The sequence below is a fragment of the Nitrosovibrio sp. Nv4 genome (assembly GCF_900215485.1).
Classification (GTDB): domain Bacteria; phylum Pseudomonadota; class Gammaproteobacteria; order Burkholderiales; family Nitrosomonadaceae; genus Nitrosospira.
The window spans coordinates 1,110,436-1,128,938 of the sequence record NZ_OCMZ01000001.1 but is presented as its reverse complement, the minus strand read 5'-3'; the positions used below and the strand labels follow the sequence as shown (position 1 = coordinate 1,128,938).

At 52.0% G+C, this 18,503-nt stretch carries 15 protein-coding genes; 7 read left to right on the top strand and 8 right to left on the bottom strand.

Going from position 1 to position 18,503, the window contains the following annotated elements; genetic code table 11:
• The first annotated feature begins 5 nt into the window (after positions 1-5).
• The 3 genes from gmhB to CRO05_RS05015 are packed head-to-tail and all read left to right on the top strand — an operon-like array spanning position 6 to position 2,027.
• The gene (gene gmhB / locus CRO05_RS05025) at positions 6-539 is read left to right on the top strand and encodes a D-glycero-beta-D-manno-heptose 1,7-bisphosphate 7-phosphatase (protein ID WP_097066075.1); all 534 of its coding nucleotides are present in this window, start codon (positions 6-8) and stop codon (positions 537-539) included.
• The gene (locus CRO05_RS05020; protein ID WP_181319735.1) at positions 536-1,309 is read left to right on the top strand and encodes a 1-acyl-sn-glycerol-3-phosphate acyltransferase; all 774 of its coding nucleotides are present in this window, start codon (positions 536-538) and stop codon (positions 1,307-1,309) included. Before gmhB ends, CRO05_RS05020 begins: the two co-directional genes overlap by 4 nt.
• Positions 1,272-2,027, top strand: a complete 756-nt coding sequence (locus tag CRO05_RS05015) for a M48 family metallopeptidase (RefSeq protein ID WP_235001292.1) — start codon at positions 1,272-1,274, stop codon at positions 2,025-2,027. Before CRO05_RS05020 ends, CRO05_RS05015 begins: the two co-directional genes overlap by 38 nt.
• A gap of 126 nt (positions 2,028-2,153) precedes the next feature.
• Here CRO05_RS05015 and CRO05_RS05010 read toward each other — a convergent pair whose 3' ends face one another.
• Complete coding sequence (locus tag CRO05_RS05010; RefSeq protein WP_143860886.1) at positions 2,154-2,396, bottom strand: hypothetical protein; 243 nt, start codon at positions 2,394-2,396, stop codon at positions 2,154-2,156.
• A gap of 407 nt (positions 2,397-2,803) precedes the next feature.
• Here CRO05_RS05010 and CRO05_RS16105 point away from each other — a divergent pair, with 407 nt between their 5' ends.
• On the top strand, positions 2,804-2,947 hold the full coding sequence (locus tag CRO05_RS16105; protein ID WP_097066073.1) for a lipoprotein: 144 nt from the start codon (positions 2,804-2,806) through the stop codon (positions 2,945-2,947).
• Positions 2,944-4,200, top strand: coding sequence for a diaminopimelate decarboxylase (lysA, locus tag CRO05_RS05000; protein WP_097066072.1), 1,257 nt, complete (start codon positions 2,944-2,946; stop codon positions 4,198-4,200). The genes CRO05_RS16105 and lysA overlap by 4 nt, the downstream gene beginning before the upstream one ends.
• A gap of 66 nt (positions 4,201-4,266) precedes the next feature.
• On the opposite strand, the gene mgtE is transcribed toward lysA, so the two are convergent.
• From mgtE to CRO05_RS04965, 7 genes are all read right to left on the bottom strand, one after another.
• A complete protein-coding gene (gene mgtE, locus CRO05_RS04995; protein WP_097066071.1) occupies positions 4,267-5,709 on the bottom strand; it encodes a magnesium transporter in 1,443 nt (480 codons plus the stop codon).
• Between the two features lie 116 nt (positions 5,710-5,825).
• Entirely contained in the window at positions 5,826-6,518 is a 693-nt protein-coding gene (gene mtgA / locus CRO05_RS04990) for a monofunctional biosynthetic peptidoglycan transglycosylase (protein ID WP_097066678.1), read from the bottom strand.
• A gap of 29 nt (positions 6,519-6,547) precedes the next feature.
• Positions 6,548-7,375, bottom strand: coding sequence for a shikimate dehydrogenase (gene aroE, locus CRO05_RS04985; protein WP_097066070.1), 828 nt, complete (start codon positions 7,373-7,375; stop codon positions 6,548-6,550).
• A gap of 58 nt (positions 7,376-7,433) precedes the next feature.
• On the bottom strand, positions 7,434-8,384 hold the full coding sequence (locus tag CRO05_RS04980) for an energy transducer TonB (RefSeq protein ID WP_097066069.1): 951 nt from the start codon (positions 8,382-8,384) through the stop codon (positions 7,434-7,436).
• Positions 8,385-8,478: 94 nt separating this feature from the next.
• Positions 8,479-10,332 (bottom strand): ribonuclease catalytic domain-containing protein, encoded by a 1,854-nt coding sequence (locus tag CRO05_RS04975; protein ID WP_097066068.1) that lies wholly within the window; start codon positions 10,330-10,332, stop codon positions 8,479-8,481.
• Between the two features lie 730 nt (positions 10,333-11,062).
• Positions 11,063-12,379: a hypothetical protein gene (locus CRO05_RS04970; RefSeq protein ID WP_097066067.1), complete on the bottom strand. Its 1,317-nt coding sequence runs from the start codon at positions 12,377-12,379 to the stop codon at positions 11,063-11,065.
• Positions 12,380-12,422: 43 nt separating this feature from the next.
• Positions 12,423-14,486, bottom strand: coding sequence for a S8 family peptidase (locus CRO05_RS04965; RefSeq protein ID WP_097066066.1), 2,064 nt, complete (start codon positions 14,484-14,486; stop codon positions 12,423-12,425).
• 459 nt (positions 14,487-14,945) lie between these two features.
• Between CRO05_RS04965 and CRO05_RS04960 the strand changes: the two genes are divergently transcribed.
• Both CRO05_RS04960 and CRO05_RS04955 read left to right on the top strand, forming a co-directional pair.
• The gene (locus CRO05_RS04960; protein ID WP_097066065.1) at positions 14,946-16,553 is read left to right on the top strand and encodes a peroxidase family protein; all 1,608 of its coding nucleotides are present in this window, start codon (positions 14,946-14,948) and stop codon (positions 16,551-16,553) included.
• A 184-nt stretch (positions 16,554-16,737) separates the two neighbouring features.
• Positions 16,738-18,405 (top strand): lipoxygenase family protein, encoded by a 1,668-nt coding sequence (locus CRO05_RS04955; RefSeq protein WP_097066064.1) that lies wholly within the window; start codon positions 16,738-16,740, stop codon positions 18,403-18,405.
• The last annotated feature ends 98 nt before the right edge of the window (positions 18,406-18,503 follow it).

Below are 18,503 nucleotides of genomic sequence, written 5' to 3'. Positions count from 1 at the left end.
CTAACATGAAACTGGTCATTCTCGATCGCGACGGCGTCATCAATTACGACAGTGCCGCCTTTATTAAAACGCCCGACGAGTGGAAACCCATTCCCGGCAGTCTGGAAGCCATCGCACATCTTACGCAGGCGGGGTATCGCGTAGTCGTTGCCACCAATCAGTCCGGCATCGGCCGAGGTCTGCTCGATATGGTGGCGCTCAATGCCATTAACGACAAAATGTGCAAGGCAGTGATTCAGGCAGGCGGCCGCATCGATGCGATGTTTTTCTGCCCTCATGCCAATGCGGACAATTGCGATTGCCGCAAGCCGGCAACTGGAATGTTCAAGGAAATCGCCGACCGCTTTGGCGTGGAGTTGAAAGGCGTGCCTGCGATCGGCGACTCGATGCGCGACTTGCAGGCTGCGGCCGCAGTCGCTGCGATCCCGGTCCTGGTACTGACGGGCAAAGGAAAAAAAACCAAAGCAGAGGGTGGGTTGCCGGAAAATACTAAAGTATTTTCCAATCTCTCCGCGGCTGTCGATGCCCTGACCCAATGAATTGGGTTTTGTCGGCGCTGCGTTCGGCGTTATACACGCTCTTGCAGGTCGTTATCACTCCCTTTTATTTCCTGATTGTGTTCGCCGCATTCCCGCTACACCCGCTCAAGCGCTATCGCATCACTTCCGGCTGGGCGCATCTGATGTTGTTTCTGCTCCGTATCATCTGTGGCATCCGTTATCGGGTGATAGGGATGGAAAATATTCCTCAGGCGCCGAGCATCATCCTATCCAAACATCAGTCCGCGTGGGAAACACTCGCGTTTCAGCAGATATTCCCACCCCAGGTGTGGGTGCTGAAAAAAGAGTTGCTGCTTGTTCCATTTTTCGGTTGGGGACTGGCAATGACCAGTCCGATAGCGATCGACCGCAGTTCGAAAAAAGCAGCGCTGAAACAGGTCGTCGAGCAGGGGAAAGACCGGCTTAAGAAAGGGTTCTGCATAGTGGTTTTCCCGGAAGGAACACGCATAGCCCCCGGCAAAAAAGGCAGATATGGCATAGGCGGCGCATGGCTTGCCACGCATACCGGTGCGCCGGTGATACCTGTGGCGCATAACGCGGGACGGTTCTGGGGCAGGAACGCCCTCATCAAACTGCCCGGCACGATAACCGTCAGCATCGGCGTGCCGATAGATCCCGCCGGTATGGAGCCTGCCGATCTCAATGCCAGAGTTGAGTCGTGGATCGAAGCGGAGATGGCGCACATCGACAACCCGAATCCGGATAATGAACATGAAGAGAAACTCACCCCAATCTCCCAGGACGAGTAACCTGGCAGCAAGCGAGCTTCGCCGTATCAGCCTGAACGGCACTGATGTGGCTTACACCCTCATGCGCTGCAGGCGAAAAACCATCGGCATGAGAATAAACAGTGAGGGCTTAACCGTCCGTATTCCATTGAGAGAGTCGTTACGCTGGGTGGAATCGGTATTGCAAAAAAAAGCCGACTGGATCGTACAAAAACTCGATGAATGGAAAAACCGAGAATCCGCCAAGCTCATGTGGCACGAAGGGGCAGTTTTCTCATTGCTGGGAGAGCCCTGGCAGGTGACAGTTACCGCTGCTGGCGCTGTGCAAATGGTTCCGGCCAATTTGAATAGCGAATTTGAGGATAAGCAACTGACATTACCTCTGCCGTCCGCCCTCACAGCCCAGCAAATAGAAAGCGCGGTAATGGAATGGTACCGTCATCAGGCAATGACTTGCTTCAGCGAGCGCATTGCGCTGTATGCGCATAAGCTTGGCGTTGAGCTGCCAAAACTGCGGTTATCGCGTGCCAGGACCCTATGGGGCAGTTGCAACTCCCGCGGCGTCGTCCATCTCAACTGGCGACTAATCCAGAAACCGCTCGATCTGGTGGATTACGTCGTAGCGCACGAGTTGTCGCACCTCATCGAAATGAATCATTCAAAAGCGTTCTGGCGGATAGTGGGGAGCGTATATCCGGGTTATGCGGCGGCTAGGAAGAAATTGAGGGGCGTTGGGTGATGGCAAGGGTTCGATATGTTGGATACTTGATCTGACAGCCTGTATCAGATGACAATTACTTGAAAGTGCCAGAAGCGGGCGTTTACCTGTCAGCACTATTGGCGATGATGTGGGGATGGCAGGCAACTAGAACCATTTCGCATCAGGGCTACTGAAGGAAATCAGCTCAATAATTTCTAAAAATGAGGATGCATTCTGTGTCAGTAGCAAGAATTTTGCCGCCATGGTTGAAGAAGCAATTTTGCACAGCGGCGTAATCCCTGAATTTGTAAAGAGCATGTATGCCTGCAATCCTTCATTGCTCTCGAATGCCTTTAAGGCCATGGGAAAATGCGACAGCGGAACATTACTTGAAAAAATCGACGCCATGATCAATAGACAAAATACCCACAACACATAACCTTACGCTCCGGCGGACCGCGACAGCTGCGCTTTTACCGTCAGTAACATGACTCCGCTGTCTATGCAAACTGGAGCTGTGGATACAAAGAAGCTATATCGGCTCGAAAGCCTACTCGCATCATATGCTTTTGGCAGTTATGCATGAACGACTGCTTTGTATCGGAAGCCAGTCATCGCGATGGCACAATTGCGCCATTTCCAAAAATCGACTCTGACACTACCAGTCGGATCAAACCGAAAATACTATATTTACTGTTCAGAAGAGCCTCTGAATAGATCCTCCATGGAGCGCGTTGCTGGCAAACCTAGGGACGTATTCAGAGGTTCTTAGCCTTTGTGTTAGTATTTCCACCTCATCACTCTTTTACTAATCCATGCGCACGCTCACCACTTCCCTCCTCATAGTCTTGCTGCTTAGTGCCTGCGGTCTCAAGGGGCCTCTCTACCTTCCGCAGAAAGAGACGCCTTCACCGCAGCCACAGCCGCGGCAATCTCAGGATGAAGAGAAAGATAAGTGAGCGGATTTCCTTCATTCAATTATCGCAATGCCAGGCTGTACGGCGAATCAGTATCGCTGGAACATATTGTTCAGGAGTTTGGCACGCCTTGTTATGTTTATTCGCGGGCGGCATTGGTTGCCGCTTACGAGGAATTTGACGCCGCGTTTGCCGGGCGCGATCATCTGGTCTGCTACGCGGTCAAGGCCAATTCCAATCTGGCCATTCTCAACTTATTTGCCCGCCTTGGCAGCGGCTTCGACATTGTCTCCGGCGGAGAACTCCAGCGTGTACTGAAAGCGGGAGGCGATCCGCAAAAAACAGTTTTTTCCGGGGTCGGCAAGCAGCCTGATGAAATGCGGGCGGCACTTGCCGCCGACATATTCTGCTTCAATGTGGAATCGGAAGCGGAGCTGAAAGTATTGAATCAGGTTGCCGGAGAGATGAATAAAATTGCGCCCGTGAGCCTGCGGGTCAACCCCGATGTGGATGCCAAAACCCACCCTTATATTTCTACCGGCCTCAAGGAGAATAAATTCGGCATTCCCTTCGATGAGGCGGAATCGCTGTATTCAGCTTCCAAAGGGCTACATAACATACGCATTACTGGGTTGGATTGCCACATAGGCTCGCAGTTGACCGAACTCGGCCCCTTTGCCGAAGCCAGCGAGAAAATGCTCGGATTACTTGATCGCCTCGAGAATCAGGGGTTGCAAATCGATCATCTGGATTTGGGCGGTGGGTTGGGAATACGTTATGCCAGGGAGAACCCGCCACGGGCCCGGGAATATGTCGAAGCCTTATGCGCTGGTATTGGCCCGCGTAAGCAGCGTATCCTGATCGAACCCGGCCGGGCGCTGGTGGGAAATGCCGGCGTGTTGCTTACGCGTGTTGAGTATCTCAAGCATACGGCGCATCGGAATTTCGCCATCGCGGACGCTGCCATGAACGATCTCATGCGCCCGGCACTGTACGATGCATATCATGAAATCCTTCCGGTCCATGCCAGGGATGACGGTAGCGTTAAAACTTACCAGGTTGTCGGGCCGGTTTGCGAAACGGGCGACTTTCTGGGGCATGACCGGAACCTGGCACTCTCCCAGGGAGACTTCCTTGCGATCATGTCCGCTGGCGCGTATGGCATGAGCATGAGCTCCAATTACAATACCCGCCCCCGCGCTGCCGAAGTGATGGTGGATGGCGATCGTGTTCATCTTATTCGTGAGCGCGAATCGATAGCGCAACTGACTGCTGGCGAGAAAATTCTGCCTTAGCCCGGCGTCCAACGTGTGCAGCCGCCCTTATCGTAGCGCCCTCCGGAGTTTGACTGGACCAGAATGCTACACAAGAAAAATTGTAGCCAACCCCAGGAAAATAAAAAATCCCCCACTATCGGTGACTGCGGTAATCATGACGCTGGAGCCCGCTGCCGGATCGCGGCCCAGCCGGTGAAGCGTGAGCGGAATCAGCACCCCCACTAACGCCGCCAGCAGCAGATTCAACATCATAGCGAGCGTCATCACCAGGCTCAGGGAAATGCTGCGGTAAATCAGGAACGCGAATAACCCTACCACGCTGCCCCACACCAGCCCGTTCACGGCGCTCACACCTATTTCCTTGGCAAACAGCATCCGGGCATTGCCTGCATTAAGCTGTCCCAAAGCAAGTGCCCGTACAATCATCGTGATGGTCTGGTTGCCGGAATTGCCGCCAATCCCGGCTATGATCGGCATCAGCGCTGCCAGCGCAACCAGTTTTTCAATTGAATCTTCAAATACGCCTATTACGCGCGATGCAATAAAAGCGGTTACCAGGTTAATCGCAAGCCAGGTCCAGCGGTTCTTCAGGCTTTTCCAGACTGGCGCGAACAAATCCTCTTCCTGCCGCAGACCCGCCAGACTCAGTGCTTCGCTCGCGGATTCCTCGCGGATAAAATCCATCACCGCATTGACAGTAACGCGTCCCACCAGTTTGTCTTCCACATTTACCACTGCGGCAGAAACAAGATCATAGCGCTCGAATGCCTGTGCCGCTTCGTGTGCCTTCTCATCGGGATGAAAGACCACCATCTCCGTGGTCATCACTGAACCCACCTTGGCATCGGGGTCGCTCACCAGCAGCCGGTTTACCGGTAGTATGCCCTTGACATGCTCCTCCCGATCCACAACGAATAATTGATCAGTATGGTCGGGCAGTTCCTCCAGCCGCCGCAGATAGCGCAGCACCACTTCCAGCGTCACATCCTCCCGAATAGTCACAACCTCGAAATCCATCAGCGCACCGACCGAATCGTCCGAATAGGACATGGCCGCCCGCAACTTCTCGCGTTCCTCCATCGGAAGCGACTGAAACACATCATCAAGAACATAACGCGGAAGGTCAGGAGCGATATCGGCGATTTCGTCGGCGTCGAGTTGCTCTGCGGCGGCGCGCATCTCTCCGCTGTTCATCGTGGCGATCAGCGTTTCGCGCACCGCGTCCGAGACTTCCAGAAGAATTTCGCCGTCGCGCTCCGCCTTGACCAGGTCCCAGATCAAAAGACGGTCTTCCAGCGGCATCGCCTCCAGGATATGGGCGACGTCGGCAGGGTGAAGTTTGTCAAGAAGCGTTCGCAGCTCGGTGAGGCTCTGCCTGTGCATCAGGGCTTCCTCAAACTCCTGATGCGGCATTGTCTGCGTTTGCACGAGCCCTTCCACCAGCTTGTGCTGGTACAACAAATGGATTACCCGCTGCAAATGCTCTTGCAGATTTTCGGTCTCCCTGCGGTTACTTGCTTTTGTCATTTCGGATCGCCCTTGGTGGAATAGGGTGTCTGATTGTAGGGAAATTTTGGCCCGATATTATGACAGGCAGGGTGACGAACGCAAAGTGAGCGCGCCTCCTGCGCATCGTTCGAACTTCAGGGAATCCGCGCCGATTTCATCCGGCTGACTATGATGCCGGTTTTCTTCGACAACCAGGATGTATTACGATGCTTGTCGTAGAAGCGCGGATTGGGAATCATGGCGGCGAGGCGAGCGGCTTGTTCTACAGTAAGAGCAGAGGCCGAGACGCCATAGTAGTGACGGGCCGCCGCTTCAGCACCGAACACTCCATGACCCCATTCGATCACGTTCAGATAAATTTCCAGAATGCGGCGTTTGGACATCACGTTCTCCAGCATCAACGTGATGAGGGCTTCCTGGATTTTCCGCCAAGGGGTTTTTTCGCCGGAAAGAAACAGATTTTTTGCCAGCTGCTGACTGATAGTGGATCCGCCCGCAACCAGCCTGCCCCTTTTCAGGTTTTTCTCATATGCGTTCTGAATGGCCTCGAAATCAAACCCCTCATGCCCCAGAAATTTGCTGTCCTCTGCAGCGATAATTGCCCGCTTGAGACTCGGAGAAATCTTATCGTAGGGTGCCCATTGCGCACGCAATACCGCAGCAGCATCTCTTTTGCGTAATGCGTCCAGGCGATCTTGCATGAAAGCGCTGGAAGATGGATTGTAAAAATTCCAGTAAACCACATGGCTGAAAATCCAGGACTGATAAACAAGTATCGCACCGATGAAAAGCAAAAGAATCCGCCAGAACCAGCGCTTGATGAACATTCCCATGTGTTTGTGGCGCCATTATGCTTTTAACTTATCGAAGATCGGAGTATTTCAATTACCGGCGCCGTTTTTGGCCGTATTCCACGCCACAAAAAGAACGATTCTGCTGCCTGCTCTACCAGCATGCCGATGCCGTCAGCCAGGCGCGTCACGCCCTGTTGCCTGGCATATTTTAGAAAAGGCGTGTATCCACTGCCGTACATCATGTCATAAGCCAGAGACCCGGCGGCAAAAATATCGGGGGGAAGTGCAGGTAACTCGCCCTGCAAGCTGGCTGAGGTGGCATTGATGACGAGGTCAAATTTTTCGCCAGCAAGATCAGCGTAATCTGCGGGAACGATGTTTCCGTAGCCGTGGCGTAAAAATTGCTGCTGCAATTCATAAGCTTTTTGTTTGGTACGGTTGGCGATGACAAGTATGCAAGGCTCATGTTCCAGCAGCGGTAATACAACACCCCGGGCCGCGCCTCCGGCGCCCATCAGCAAAACCCGCTTGGCTTTAAGTGAAAATTCCAGATTGACTACGATATCGCGCACCAACCCGGCCCCATCCGTATTATCACCCGCAATCCCGCAAGCCTCGAACACGAGCGTATTAACCGCCTGGGCTGCTGCTGCCCGCTCAGTCAGGCTGTTCGAAATCTCCCAGGCTTCAAGCTTGAATGGAACCGTCACATTCGCACCCCTGCCACCGCGCTGCCTGAAACCGGTTACCGTCGCGGCGAATGCATCCATCGGCGCCAGTATGGCCTCGTAACGCATATCCTGACCGGTTTGCCGGGAGAACTCGACATGAATCAACGGCGACTTGCTGTGCGCAATGGGGTTGCCAATGACCGCATAGAAATCAGTCATCGGCAGTGCCGACCAGACGACCTGGTCTCAAGAACGGCGACCGTCAGACCGGCGCCGATTATTCACTCGCCAGCTCATCCGAGCGGGTAAAAACCCAGGTACGGGTAATGTGGAGAACGTCGGTATCTCGGCCGATATCGGGTGGGAAAGGAGCAAACCCGTTTTGGCCGGCGAGGTTAACGATTCGTATCGCTGCTTCATCCAGCACTTTTTTTCCCGAGGGCCGATTTATTTCGATCGATTCCAGGCTTCCATCGGATTTGATGCCGACGGTGAGTTGCAAGCTTCCATAAAGCTGCTCGCGTCTCGCTGCTTCCGGGTAATTGAGGTTGCCGACCCGCTCCACCTTAAGGCGCCAGTCTTCGACATAACGCGCAAACCGGTACTCCTGTGTACGGGCGCCGACGAATTTGCGCTTGGGCCGCTTTTGATAAGCTTCGTAATTCCGTGCAGTCTGTGCCTCCAGCCGAGCGATTTCAAAGCCCCGCTGAACCAGATCACCGGCATTAATAGCTCGATTCTCTTCGGATTGCGCAAAAGGGAGATCGGCCTGATAAACGCTTTGATCGGCGTCGTTATTGACCGCTGTCATCAATCGCTCTGCTTCCTGTTCAAGCTGCTCCGTTTTTTGCGTGACCGTGGGCGTGGCAGTGGGGGTGGGGGCGGAGACGGGCGTATCCCCCGCCTGTTTAGGCTTTGGTGTAATCGGAAAAGGAGTTTTGGCCCGACGATCGCTGTCGGTATTGCCTCCGCCATCCAGGTTGGCCTGTGCGAGGGTATCCGCCTTGTTCGGTTTGGATGCGGACTTGCTATTCACCAGCACCACTTCCAACGGCATGCCCGCTTTGCCGTTTTCAGGGAGCGGGAATTTGAAATTGATACCGAACAACACAATTGCGTGGAAAATTACCGAAATCAATATAGCGAGGTTCAGGCGAGAAGATGCGCCTGGCGGCCAACCCGGAGCCGCAGCGGTATTGAAATCAAATATGTTCGGGGAGGCGCTCAATCTGCCAAAAAGTATGAGAATTATGCTGGAGGAGAAATTTCACGACATTTTAAACAATAACGACGCCATTCGTCACTTGAATGGCGATAAAATTTCATGCCTGCACTTTACACAGGAATTTCACGTTGAAAGTCAGTTCCAGCAAGTCGATATTCGAAATCTCAACTTCGATATTCGTTTCCGGCGGCATTTCCGGTAACGAGGCTACTCGTGCCACCAGCGGAAGACAATCCAGCTTCACCAGATTTTCCTTCAATACCTGCGCACCGGTTGTGGTAACGTTTTCCTGCAACAGCCAGCGCAGACACCAGTAACGCTCCATGTTGCGCTGGAAATCCCCGTAGACCTCATAAGCCGCCTCGAAATTTCGCATGAACATGTGCAGGTTCTCGCTCTCTCTGGTATAAGGCGGCGTTTCCCCGCGCAGCAGCGCAACCAGTTGCCGCTGGTTAATAAAATCGACATAGCGGCGCATAGGCGAACTGATCCAGGCATACTGCGAAACGCCCAAGCCCTGATGCGGTGCGGGAGAGGTACTTATCCTGACCTTGCCGCCTCCCTGGCTGCGATAAATACCGGCAACGCCGTTGTCGGCGAGCTGCTTGCCCCATTCGGCATTGACATAAATCATCAGTTCGGACACCACCTTATCGATTGGCGAACCGCGCCGGCGCTGACTAATGGAAATGTGATCATCGACAACGCTGAAACAGTAATCAATTCTGTCATTGTTGCTGTCGTTGGTCTTTCCCCTGAGTGCCTCTGCCTTGCAGGCGAAATTCCACAGCGTCAGCAACTCTTGACCGAAGGGATGATCGATGTTTCCCCTCGCCAGCGTAGATTCGTTAAAGTGCTCCTCCAAGGTGTCATGTCTGAGGTTGGCGGCAATCCTCACCTGTTCGACGCAACTGTGCGTGGCGAAAACCGTGAAATCATCCGCTACGTCGAGATACATCGAGAGGGCTGGCCGCAATCGTTTTTCGCACAAGGTGTAGTGCTGTATCACACGCTCTGGCAGCATGGTGATCTTGCTGCCCGGAAGGTATACAGTCGATAGCCTCTGTGCCGCTACCGTATCCAATAGCGAGTCCGGGGGGATTCCCAAAGTCGGGATCGCAATGTGAATGCCAATGCGGAAGCTGCCCAAGGTCAAGGGAGTAACCGAAAAAGCATCATCGATTTCGGTAGTGGTGACATCATCAATGCTGAAGGCGGTCACATCCGCTATCGGCAAGTCTGCCGGATCGCTCAACTCTCCCTCACTGAATGCATCAAAGCCAGTACCTTCCGGAAAGTGCTCCAGCAAAAAGCGGTTGAGATGATAATCATGGGTAGACGGTATTGCCCCGCATTTTTCCAGCAATCGCGAGACGCTCAGCTTGCTTGCGCTACAAGCCGCCTCCAGTGCTTTCCACTCGATGGTATTCTTGTCCGGCCGGTAGAGCAGACTGGATAGCGACGATTCGAATTCTTCCGGTAGAATGAACTCGCCCAGCAACTGCATATAACGCGCCTGCTGTTCCGCCTGGCGACGCTTTTTTTCCTGGCTCGCAAGCGCTGCCTCGAGCGCTTTCGGTGGGGCAGCCTTGTAGCGCCCGCGACCTTTCTTGTAGAAATACATCGGCGCACTATGCAACCGGATCAGCACTGCCGCCGCTTCCTCAGGGGTGGCTGCGTGGCCGAAATAATCCGCAGCCAACGCATCACTGGCAAACTCTGCTTCACTCTCGCAACATTCCCAAAGAAAGTTCGGGTCCAGATCCTCCGCTGTTTTTTGGGCAAGATCCATGAATTCCGATAAGGAAGGCGCGTTGAACCGCAGCAACACGGAAGCTGCCTTTATTTTCGCGCGCTTGCCGTGAGGAGCCTCCACCTGAAGCGAGGTCGTGTTGTCCGCAAGGACCGCGCCAACTTTGAAAGTGCCTTCCTCTTCGTAAAAAACGTTCATGAAATAGTTGCGGCGTTAAAATTATGAGAAGCGTAAATTAAAAGGTTTAACTCGTGTTTCAGTCGCTAAATCTCGGCTGCTAAATTATAGCGCCCAACATACCCTCTCCAGGGATCGGACTGGGCCGCTCTGGCTGGGTAGACTACTTCGCTATGCGGTGGATACCGGTGGCCCGGCACAAGACTTCCCGACGGCCCCGAATTCAAGAGGGCCGCCGGGGGAGATCAAGATAATCAATACGTGGTGTTTCGATTATATTTCGGGCAGAAAGTTTCTGCCTGCTTCATTTTTTGCGAGAACGGCCATTAATGGCCAACCGAGTTGGAAGATCGGGTTGTCAAGGTACATAACGGCGGCGTAAACGTATCATGCAGGAAGCACCGCGATAAACGCCAGCTTTCACGTCCTGGTGCGGGTTGAAGCGAATGGAGCGGCGCCCTTGGGGCAGTCTGCCTTGCCGCACCTTCGTCAGGCTCTTAGAGGATGCTCACGGGGGAAAGGGAGGAAAGCCCCCTGAAGCGGGGATCGGGCAATAGGGAAGAGCGGAAGATACCGCACCGCGCTTCTCCGGCACATATGCGCTCGCTTGAGGGATGCAACTTCATTCGGAAGCCTTTTCCTCGCTCGGTGCAGCCGCTCCAACCTCGTCTGGCGGGCGACTTTGAAGGCTCTCTTCATAAAGCGTCCACACCTGCGCATATAACCTGTTCGAACGTTCTTGACTCATGTTTCAAGCGGCGAGCGCCTTGCGCAACAAGTAGGTTATTTCCTTCCCTTTTACGTCGTTGTGGTCCTTAATGAAATCGCTGGCTTCGAGATTGAAGAACTTACCCGATTGGAATGCATAACTGGAGCCCACCGGCAGCAACTCCCCAATAACGGTTTCACCGGCTTCCATTTTCTGCGCTCCATTACGACCCATCGCGCCAAACATGTCGTCTTTATCTCCAAACGCCATGGTTTTATCTCCAACGATACGGGACGCAAGCGGATACGCGAAGCCTACCGCTCTGTCGTTAGGGGTATGCGTTACGAGGACAGGGCCCTTGATCCGCTGATTATCGACCACTCCCCGGAAAAATCCCTGCTCGCCCTTGGAAAAGCCGTTCTGCGAGAAAGCCGCCTGTACGAGTGTCATACTTTTTATCTTATCGTTTTTGGAATGGACGGCGGCCGCGGCGACCACGCGGCCGCCGAAGCTATGACCGATCAGATGAATACCCTGCACCTGCGTCGCAAGTTTGTCTATGAGGGGAGCCACACCATTTCGGCCAACCGCCCCGGCGCGAGTCTTCATCTCGTAGTAAGTTGTATAGTTCAGGAGGTTCACGACTGCGGCTTTGAACCCGGAGAAAAACTCCACGAGTCCTGCCGCCCCACCCTCCGGCGGGGCAACGGTCCCCACCCCCAGGGCAAGCGATGCCCCGCCCCCGGTACCTGCGCTCGCGATCTCCTCATCCAGGTCATCTTCATCAGCCTTCAAATTTTTCATTAGCTCATTGCCGTCATCCTTGAAGAAACTGTCTGACGCATCGTCCTTGGTTGCCGCCCCGGGATCGAGCAATGAGCGCATTCTGTTGGCGAATTCAAGCCGTGCGGAGGTTTTTTCCTCGATATCCGGAAGTAATGCTTTCGCTTCCTCCAGAAGTTGTTGTTGCCCGGGCTCGGTGAAAACTTCTTTCATCTGATCGAGCTTCTCCTCGATCGCGTCGATAGAATCCCCATTTGCGCCGCCCAGGCCGGCAGCTCCTTGTCCTGTGCCGGGTGTGCCGGAAACAGCAACGGAAGCATCGTATTCCTTTGAAGGCCAGATTACCCCAACGATGGCGAAGCTGCGTCCAGGCAGATCGTTGGGTTGAGCAACGGCGGCAAAGTTCTCGAAGAATTTACGATAAAGCTCCTCGGCTCTGGTCTTGTTGTTATTCCATCCGTGCGATATGATCAGGACGTCCGTGACCCCCGCTGGCAGTACGACTTGATCGCTGGCCGGACGGCCATTCTTGTCGAATTGCGCTTCAACATAAGGAATTCCCGCGATATCATTCATAATGTGCTCCTCCTTTTATTATGGTATTGACCTGTTTGCGAGATCATACTGACTGAATGGCGCGCATCAGATCAACCAGACCCGCGCCCTGAAAGTAGCGGTCGCGCCGCAGATCCGTGGCGGAGTGGAGAAAGATATCCTTAACGCGTTCCGCCTTGCCGATGAATTCGGTTCGCACGGACAGGAATGCCGCAATCACTCCGCTGACATGGGGAGCCGCCATACTCGTGCCGCTGGTTTCTACGTAGTCGCACTCCATGCCACGCGCACCCTCGCTTTTCAGGTGACCCGCCGCGCAAGAAAGAATCTTCTCGCCCGGAGCGACAAGATCCGGTTTGAGGCGGCCGTCGCCCGTCGGCCCTTTGGAGGAGAAGTACGATACCCCATAAACATGGGGCATGTCGCGGTGCGTCGAGCCAACGGTAATGGCGAGGTCGGCATTGCCGGGGTCATTGATTGTCAGGGCCATGCCCGCGGTCGAGGCGCCGATGGTGGACTTGAGTGTCCCATATCCGGTATTGCCAGCTGCAACAACAACGACAACACCGGTTTTTACCAAGCGGTCCACCTCTACGCAAAGCGGACTCTGCCCGCACGCAAACCACTCGGGCTCGAAAGAATATCCCAGGCTTATGTTTACACCATGAATTAAAAGTCTTCGACCATAACCGTTGATTTCCTGCACGTGACCGATGGCGGCGATAAGGTTGCTAACGCTGCCTTTCCCGTTTTCATCCAGTACGCGCAAGCTCACGAGCTTGCATCGGGGCGCCATGCCGCTCATGCCCTCCACGAGTTTTATCGGCTGGTACTCGACATCCTCGGAATCTTTTTTCAGATAGCGCGAGACCGCAACAGGAATGCGCACTGCCGGCATGGGTGCATCCGGAGGAGCGTTTGGAGCCATGAGCGCATCGATTGGAACGGGCCATTCGCCAGCAATAATCCCGGCGACATGTGTACCATGTCCATTTTCATCTTCGAAAGGACCACCGCCATCCACGGTAAAATCCCTATGCCATTTGGAATCCGGGTCGATATTATTGTATTTGCGAAAGTGCTCATGATCGTGCTTGATTCCCGAATCCATAACCGCCCATGTGATTCCAGTGCCGTGGGCGGAAAAAGAATTTTGCGCAGCATCGGCTTTCACTGTGGCAATGGATTTGTTGATATACGCGGATATCTCGAAATCGGGCCAGATACGAAAGATCGCGCGGAATGTGCTTGGATCGATTTTCGGCACGCGGCTTGAGCCGCCGGTTCGTGCATCATTTCTGGCTGACACCTTGCTGGCTTCCGTTTTAGCTTCCTCTATATCCAGATCGATAAGCGCTTTGATGACCCGCGCTTCCAGTCGTGCGAATACGTAGTTGCTTTCACGCTGATCTTTTTTGAGATGAACATCCTGACCTGCATCCCTTACATTCGCCAGTTCTTTAGCCTTCTCAATGTTCTTGAAAACCCAGCGCCGCGCCGCCATGCGACCGCCAGGGTATTCAAGGTTCAAATCGACGATAAGCTCATATCGGGTCGGATGAATTTGAATGATGGGTTTGGTCTGCATTTCCCCCGGCATCCCCAGTCTGTCATTTGCGGCCAATAAACGCCGGATAATGGTAGCGTGCAGGTTGGCAAAACTGAAACGGTATGCTCCCTCCTCTAGAACCGGTCCAATTTTTTGCGTCCGGATTGCATCTTCGAGCGCGGCATGCCGTTTCTGCTCCATCAAAGGCATGTTTCCGTAAATGGCAGCGCGGTCCTTGGCCGCATCATCCGAAACCTGTGCCCCGGCGGGCGCCATCTCTTCGAGGTCTTCAAGACGTTTTTTCGATGCTGCCAAAGCGCTGTTTGCTGCATGCTGGGCCATCTCGACGATTACCTCTCGTATTTCCTCCACCGTACCCGGATACGCCCCCTCGTACTCGATAACACTGTTGAACTCGAGTGGATCAAAGGGATGCTCATCCTGGAAAACTTTAATCCGCCGAAGCTCCTTCTCCATCTCACGGAGAAGCGGGATAGCAATTACCGAGCGGTCAAGCTGCAGCGGGTCAAAGGATTGCACCCGGGTTTGTTCTTCCGGTGGGCGGTTGGACGGGGGCATCGAATTCCCTTACTTGCTAATTGAAGATAAAAGGTAATGACATTTTATGATAGTTCATTTTCAGGTTTTTCCAACCGGCCGGCCAACACGAATTGCGCGGAATTAAAGGTAACCAAAAGCGCTTTAAGAAATAACGTTGCGCGAACGGAGATTCCGAGAAGGAGACCTTGATATGGCAAAGAGTGCGCGCGCTTTGCAGAATTCACGTCCGTCAGCAGCGAACGATGAGCATGATGTGCGCTAGCGTACTGAAGTTTATTCGCGTGTTCCTATTATTCATGTTTCTTCTTGATCGCACTCTTCTTCCATAATTCAGGAGCCAGAGCCATGACTCGCGCTTCCCATTCGTTCATCTTCTTTTAGTTATAAATTGGCCGCACATACACTAACGTTCTAAACCACAGAAGAATATGCAAGTCATCAATGTTGCCGCATTGAACGAAAAAGGAGTACGAAATTATGGATGAATTCTTTTTTCGGATCGTTTTTTGGATTGCAAACAGGTTCCCGGGGATCGTCAGGATTGCCTCGCGGATAACGTTGTTGCGGCGGTTTATCAGTAACGCTTTTATCAATTGGCAGGCCTATTCCACAAACCCTCGGCCCAGGCCTTTTTCAATGGCTTCGTCGTACACAACATGGCAATCCTTGACTGACAGGTCATTTACCGGACGACATCTGCCAGAGGTGGAAGGAGATCAGAATCTTCCGGGCATAGAGAAAATCGTTGATTTATGGCGAAGAAAAGAGAATAAGGAAATACCTTCGGTCGATACAAGCATACTATTTTCTTTCTTTGCCCAATGGTTTACCGATAGCTTCCTCAGGACAGATTTTCGCGATCGACGAAAAAATACATCGAATCATGAAATTGATCTTTGCCAGATCTATGGTTTACGCGAAGAAATTACCCATTATTTACGATTACAAAAAGATGGAAAGCTGAAGTATCAAATTATCGATGGAGATATTTATCCTCCCTACATTTTTAACGTTGACGAGACGACTACGGGCAATTGGGTGTTCGCTAATAAAGAATTCGAGAAGTTGCACCCCCGATACGCTTTGGATTTCGTTTTTAACAATGTTCCCGAGAAACGGTTAAAACGCATGTTTGCCGTTGGATTGGAGCACGGCAACTCGTCGATTGGCTACACCATAATGAATACGCTCATGTTGCGTGAACACAACCGGATCTGTGACTTGTTAAAAGAAGCCTATTCAAAATGGGATGATGAGCGCCTGTTTCAGACGGCCAGAAACATCATGGTTGTGCTTCTGATTAAAGTGGTTTTGCGGGATTACGTCTCGCGCTTTACACAGTTTGGTTTTACCCTTGACCCATCTCCCGGTTTGGCGGAAAGGCAACGCTGGTACCGTAGCAACTGGATCTCGCTGGAATTTAATCTCCTATACCGCTGGCATTCGATGGTCCCGGAAAACTACGTGGTTGATAACAAGTTATACAAGCTGGATGACTTTCGTAACAATACCCCTTTGGTAACTCAATATGGTATTGGGGCGCTGATAACGGCTGCATCAATACAGAGAGCCGGTCGTATTGGTCTTCACAATACTCATAGTTTCTTTTTCGATCCGCTTCCTATCGGGGACGATAATAGAAGTGTCATGGAGCGCACCGTCGCAATGGGACGCCAGGCTAGGCTGCGCTCATTCAACGACTATCGGGCAGCATTCAGCATGCCTCGCTTGATGAGTTTCGAGGAATTGACAGATGATCATGAACTACAGCGAGAACTGAAGGAACTCTACAGGGACCGGATCGAGGATCTGGAGTGGCAGGTCGGTATATCTGCCGAAGATCATGATGAAGGCTTTAATCTTGGACGCCTTATGGTACGGATGGTTGGTTACGATGCGTTTACCCACGCGCTGACAAACCCGCTTGTATCGATCTACGTACACAACGAGACGACATTTTCAAAGGTTGGACAATCTGTTATTGAAGAAACAAACTCACTTGCAGATATTGTCAACCGTAACGTAAGGGATAGCGATATGGTCGTTGCAAGCTTCAAAACATCTACTCTGTCATCAGGCAGCTAAGGTTGGACTTAAATGTGGAAGCGATCTCGAATATCAAGATGCTTTTTTGTTTGACTGGTCACGTTCAGCCGGAAATTAGCGATCACGTTTTCCGGAATACCCATCGCAGTAAAATTCTTAACATAGTGCATATAGAAAAGCTATAGAAATCAAGCGAAGTTTATTTTCTATAAAGGAGTGCCCCGTGTCGAATAAGCTGCCACAGAATGAAGAAAATATACGGAAAGCAGAAGATCGGAAAAATTATCTTCTTCAAAGGCAAGCCCAGTATCAATACGCATATGAGTATGCCAGTACTATTGCTGTCGTGCGCAAACTGCCGCGGGAGGAGAGACCCGGGCTTGGATATTGGCTCCGTGGGGGGATGAATCTTTTACAGTTGATTCCAAGTTTACCCAGTCTATCGGTTACCTTTTTACGCTACCTGCTCGGCAAGCCGATGGAAAGCTATCGAGACTACGTTTTTTATCCGTCTAGTCCTCCAAACCCCGATCTGGTGGATAATTTTCAGCAAGATCTGATATTCGGCCTGCAACGTGTCATTGGAGTAAATCCCGTCGTATTGCGCGCTGTAACCCGTCAGAATCCTCTATCGGAAAAGCTGCCGGAATCTGAAATCCGAAAGATTTTTGAAGAGCAGATTGATGAGATTGACTATACGGCTGCCACCGAGCAAAAGCGCGTATACATCCTGGACTATGCGGATTTATATATATTGCAGTCAAACCCCGGGTATATCGACGGCGGCCAGAAACAATATGTCACGACTCCGCTCGTCGTGTTGTTTCTGCAGTCGGATGGCATGTTGCGGCCGATTGCCATACAGTTATACCAGGATGCCAGGCCCGATAATGCGATCTATACCTCAAAAGACGGCAATCTTTGGCTGACAGCAAAGATGTTCGCCCAAGTCGCAGATGGCAACCATCACATACTGTATACCCATGCGACCCGTATTCATTACGTCATGGAAGCCATCATCATGGCTTCACGCAGACAGCTTTATAAATCTCACCCGCTCTATATTCTATTAAATCCACATCTTCAATATACACTCAACGTTAATCACCAGCACACTTTCCTGAAAGACCGGAAAGGACGTCCAGGCCGGTACGGCGAGTTATTTGCCGGAGACTATGACGCTATGACTCAGTGCATGGCCAATGGCATGACGAGCTTTAATTTTAAGGAATCGGCCTTTCCCAATGATATTGCGAAGCGGGAAGTCGATAATCCTGATCTTTTTTATCCCTATCGCGATGATGGCATCTTGTTATGGAATGCAATTCAAAGTTTTATCAAAGAATATGTCGATTTATATTACAAATCTGAAGCTGATGTTACTGAAGACCATGAAATTCAGGCATGGGCAAATGATATCAATGCACGAGATCGCGGCAGAATTCCTGGGTTTCCTGCCAGATTCGGTTCCAGGCAAGAGCTGAGCGAGACTCTCGGTCACATCATTTTTCTATGTACTGCTTTTCATTCCTGCATTCACTTCAACCAATACAAATATCCCGGGTTCGTTCCCAATATGCCGCATTCAGCTTATACGCCACCTCCGGCGGGAAAAAACACCAAAATTGATGCAGATGAATTACTGAAGTTTCAGCCTGCTTTTCGAGCTGCTTATTCGCAAACCTGGACCTATTTCGTGACGAATTTTCGTGTCAACTCCATTGGTCAGTACAAACCACAGCAATTCGATCCTGAAGCGCGCGAGGTGATAAAGCGGTTCGGAGACAGGTTGGAAGAAATAGAAGAGGAAATTGATCAGAGAAATAGCAGACGTTCTTTCGCCTATGACCGCATGAATCCAAGATTCATTCCAAACGGTGTAACCATTTAATGAGAGGTGGGTGAAATTACAGGCTTGGTGAAATTACAGCGGTAGATTCTCGACATTCAAGCCAATTTTTATTAGCCCTGTTATGTTGTCCTGAAATA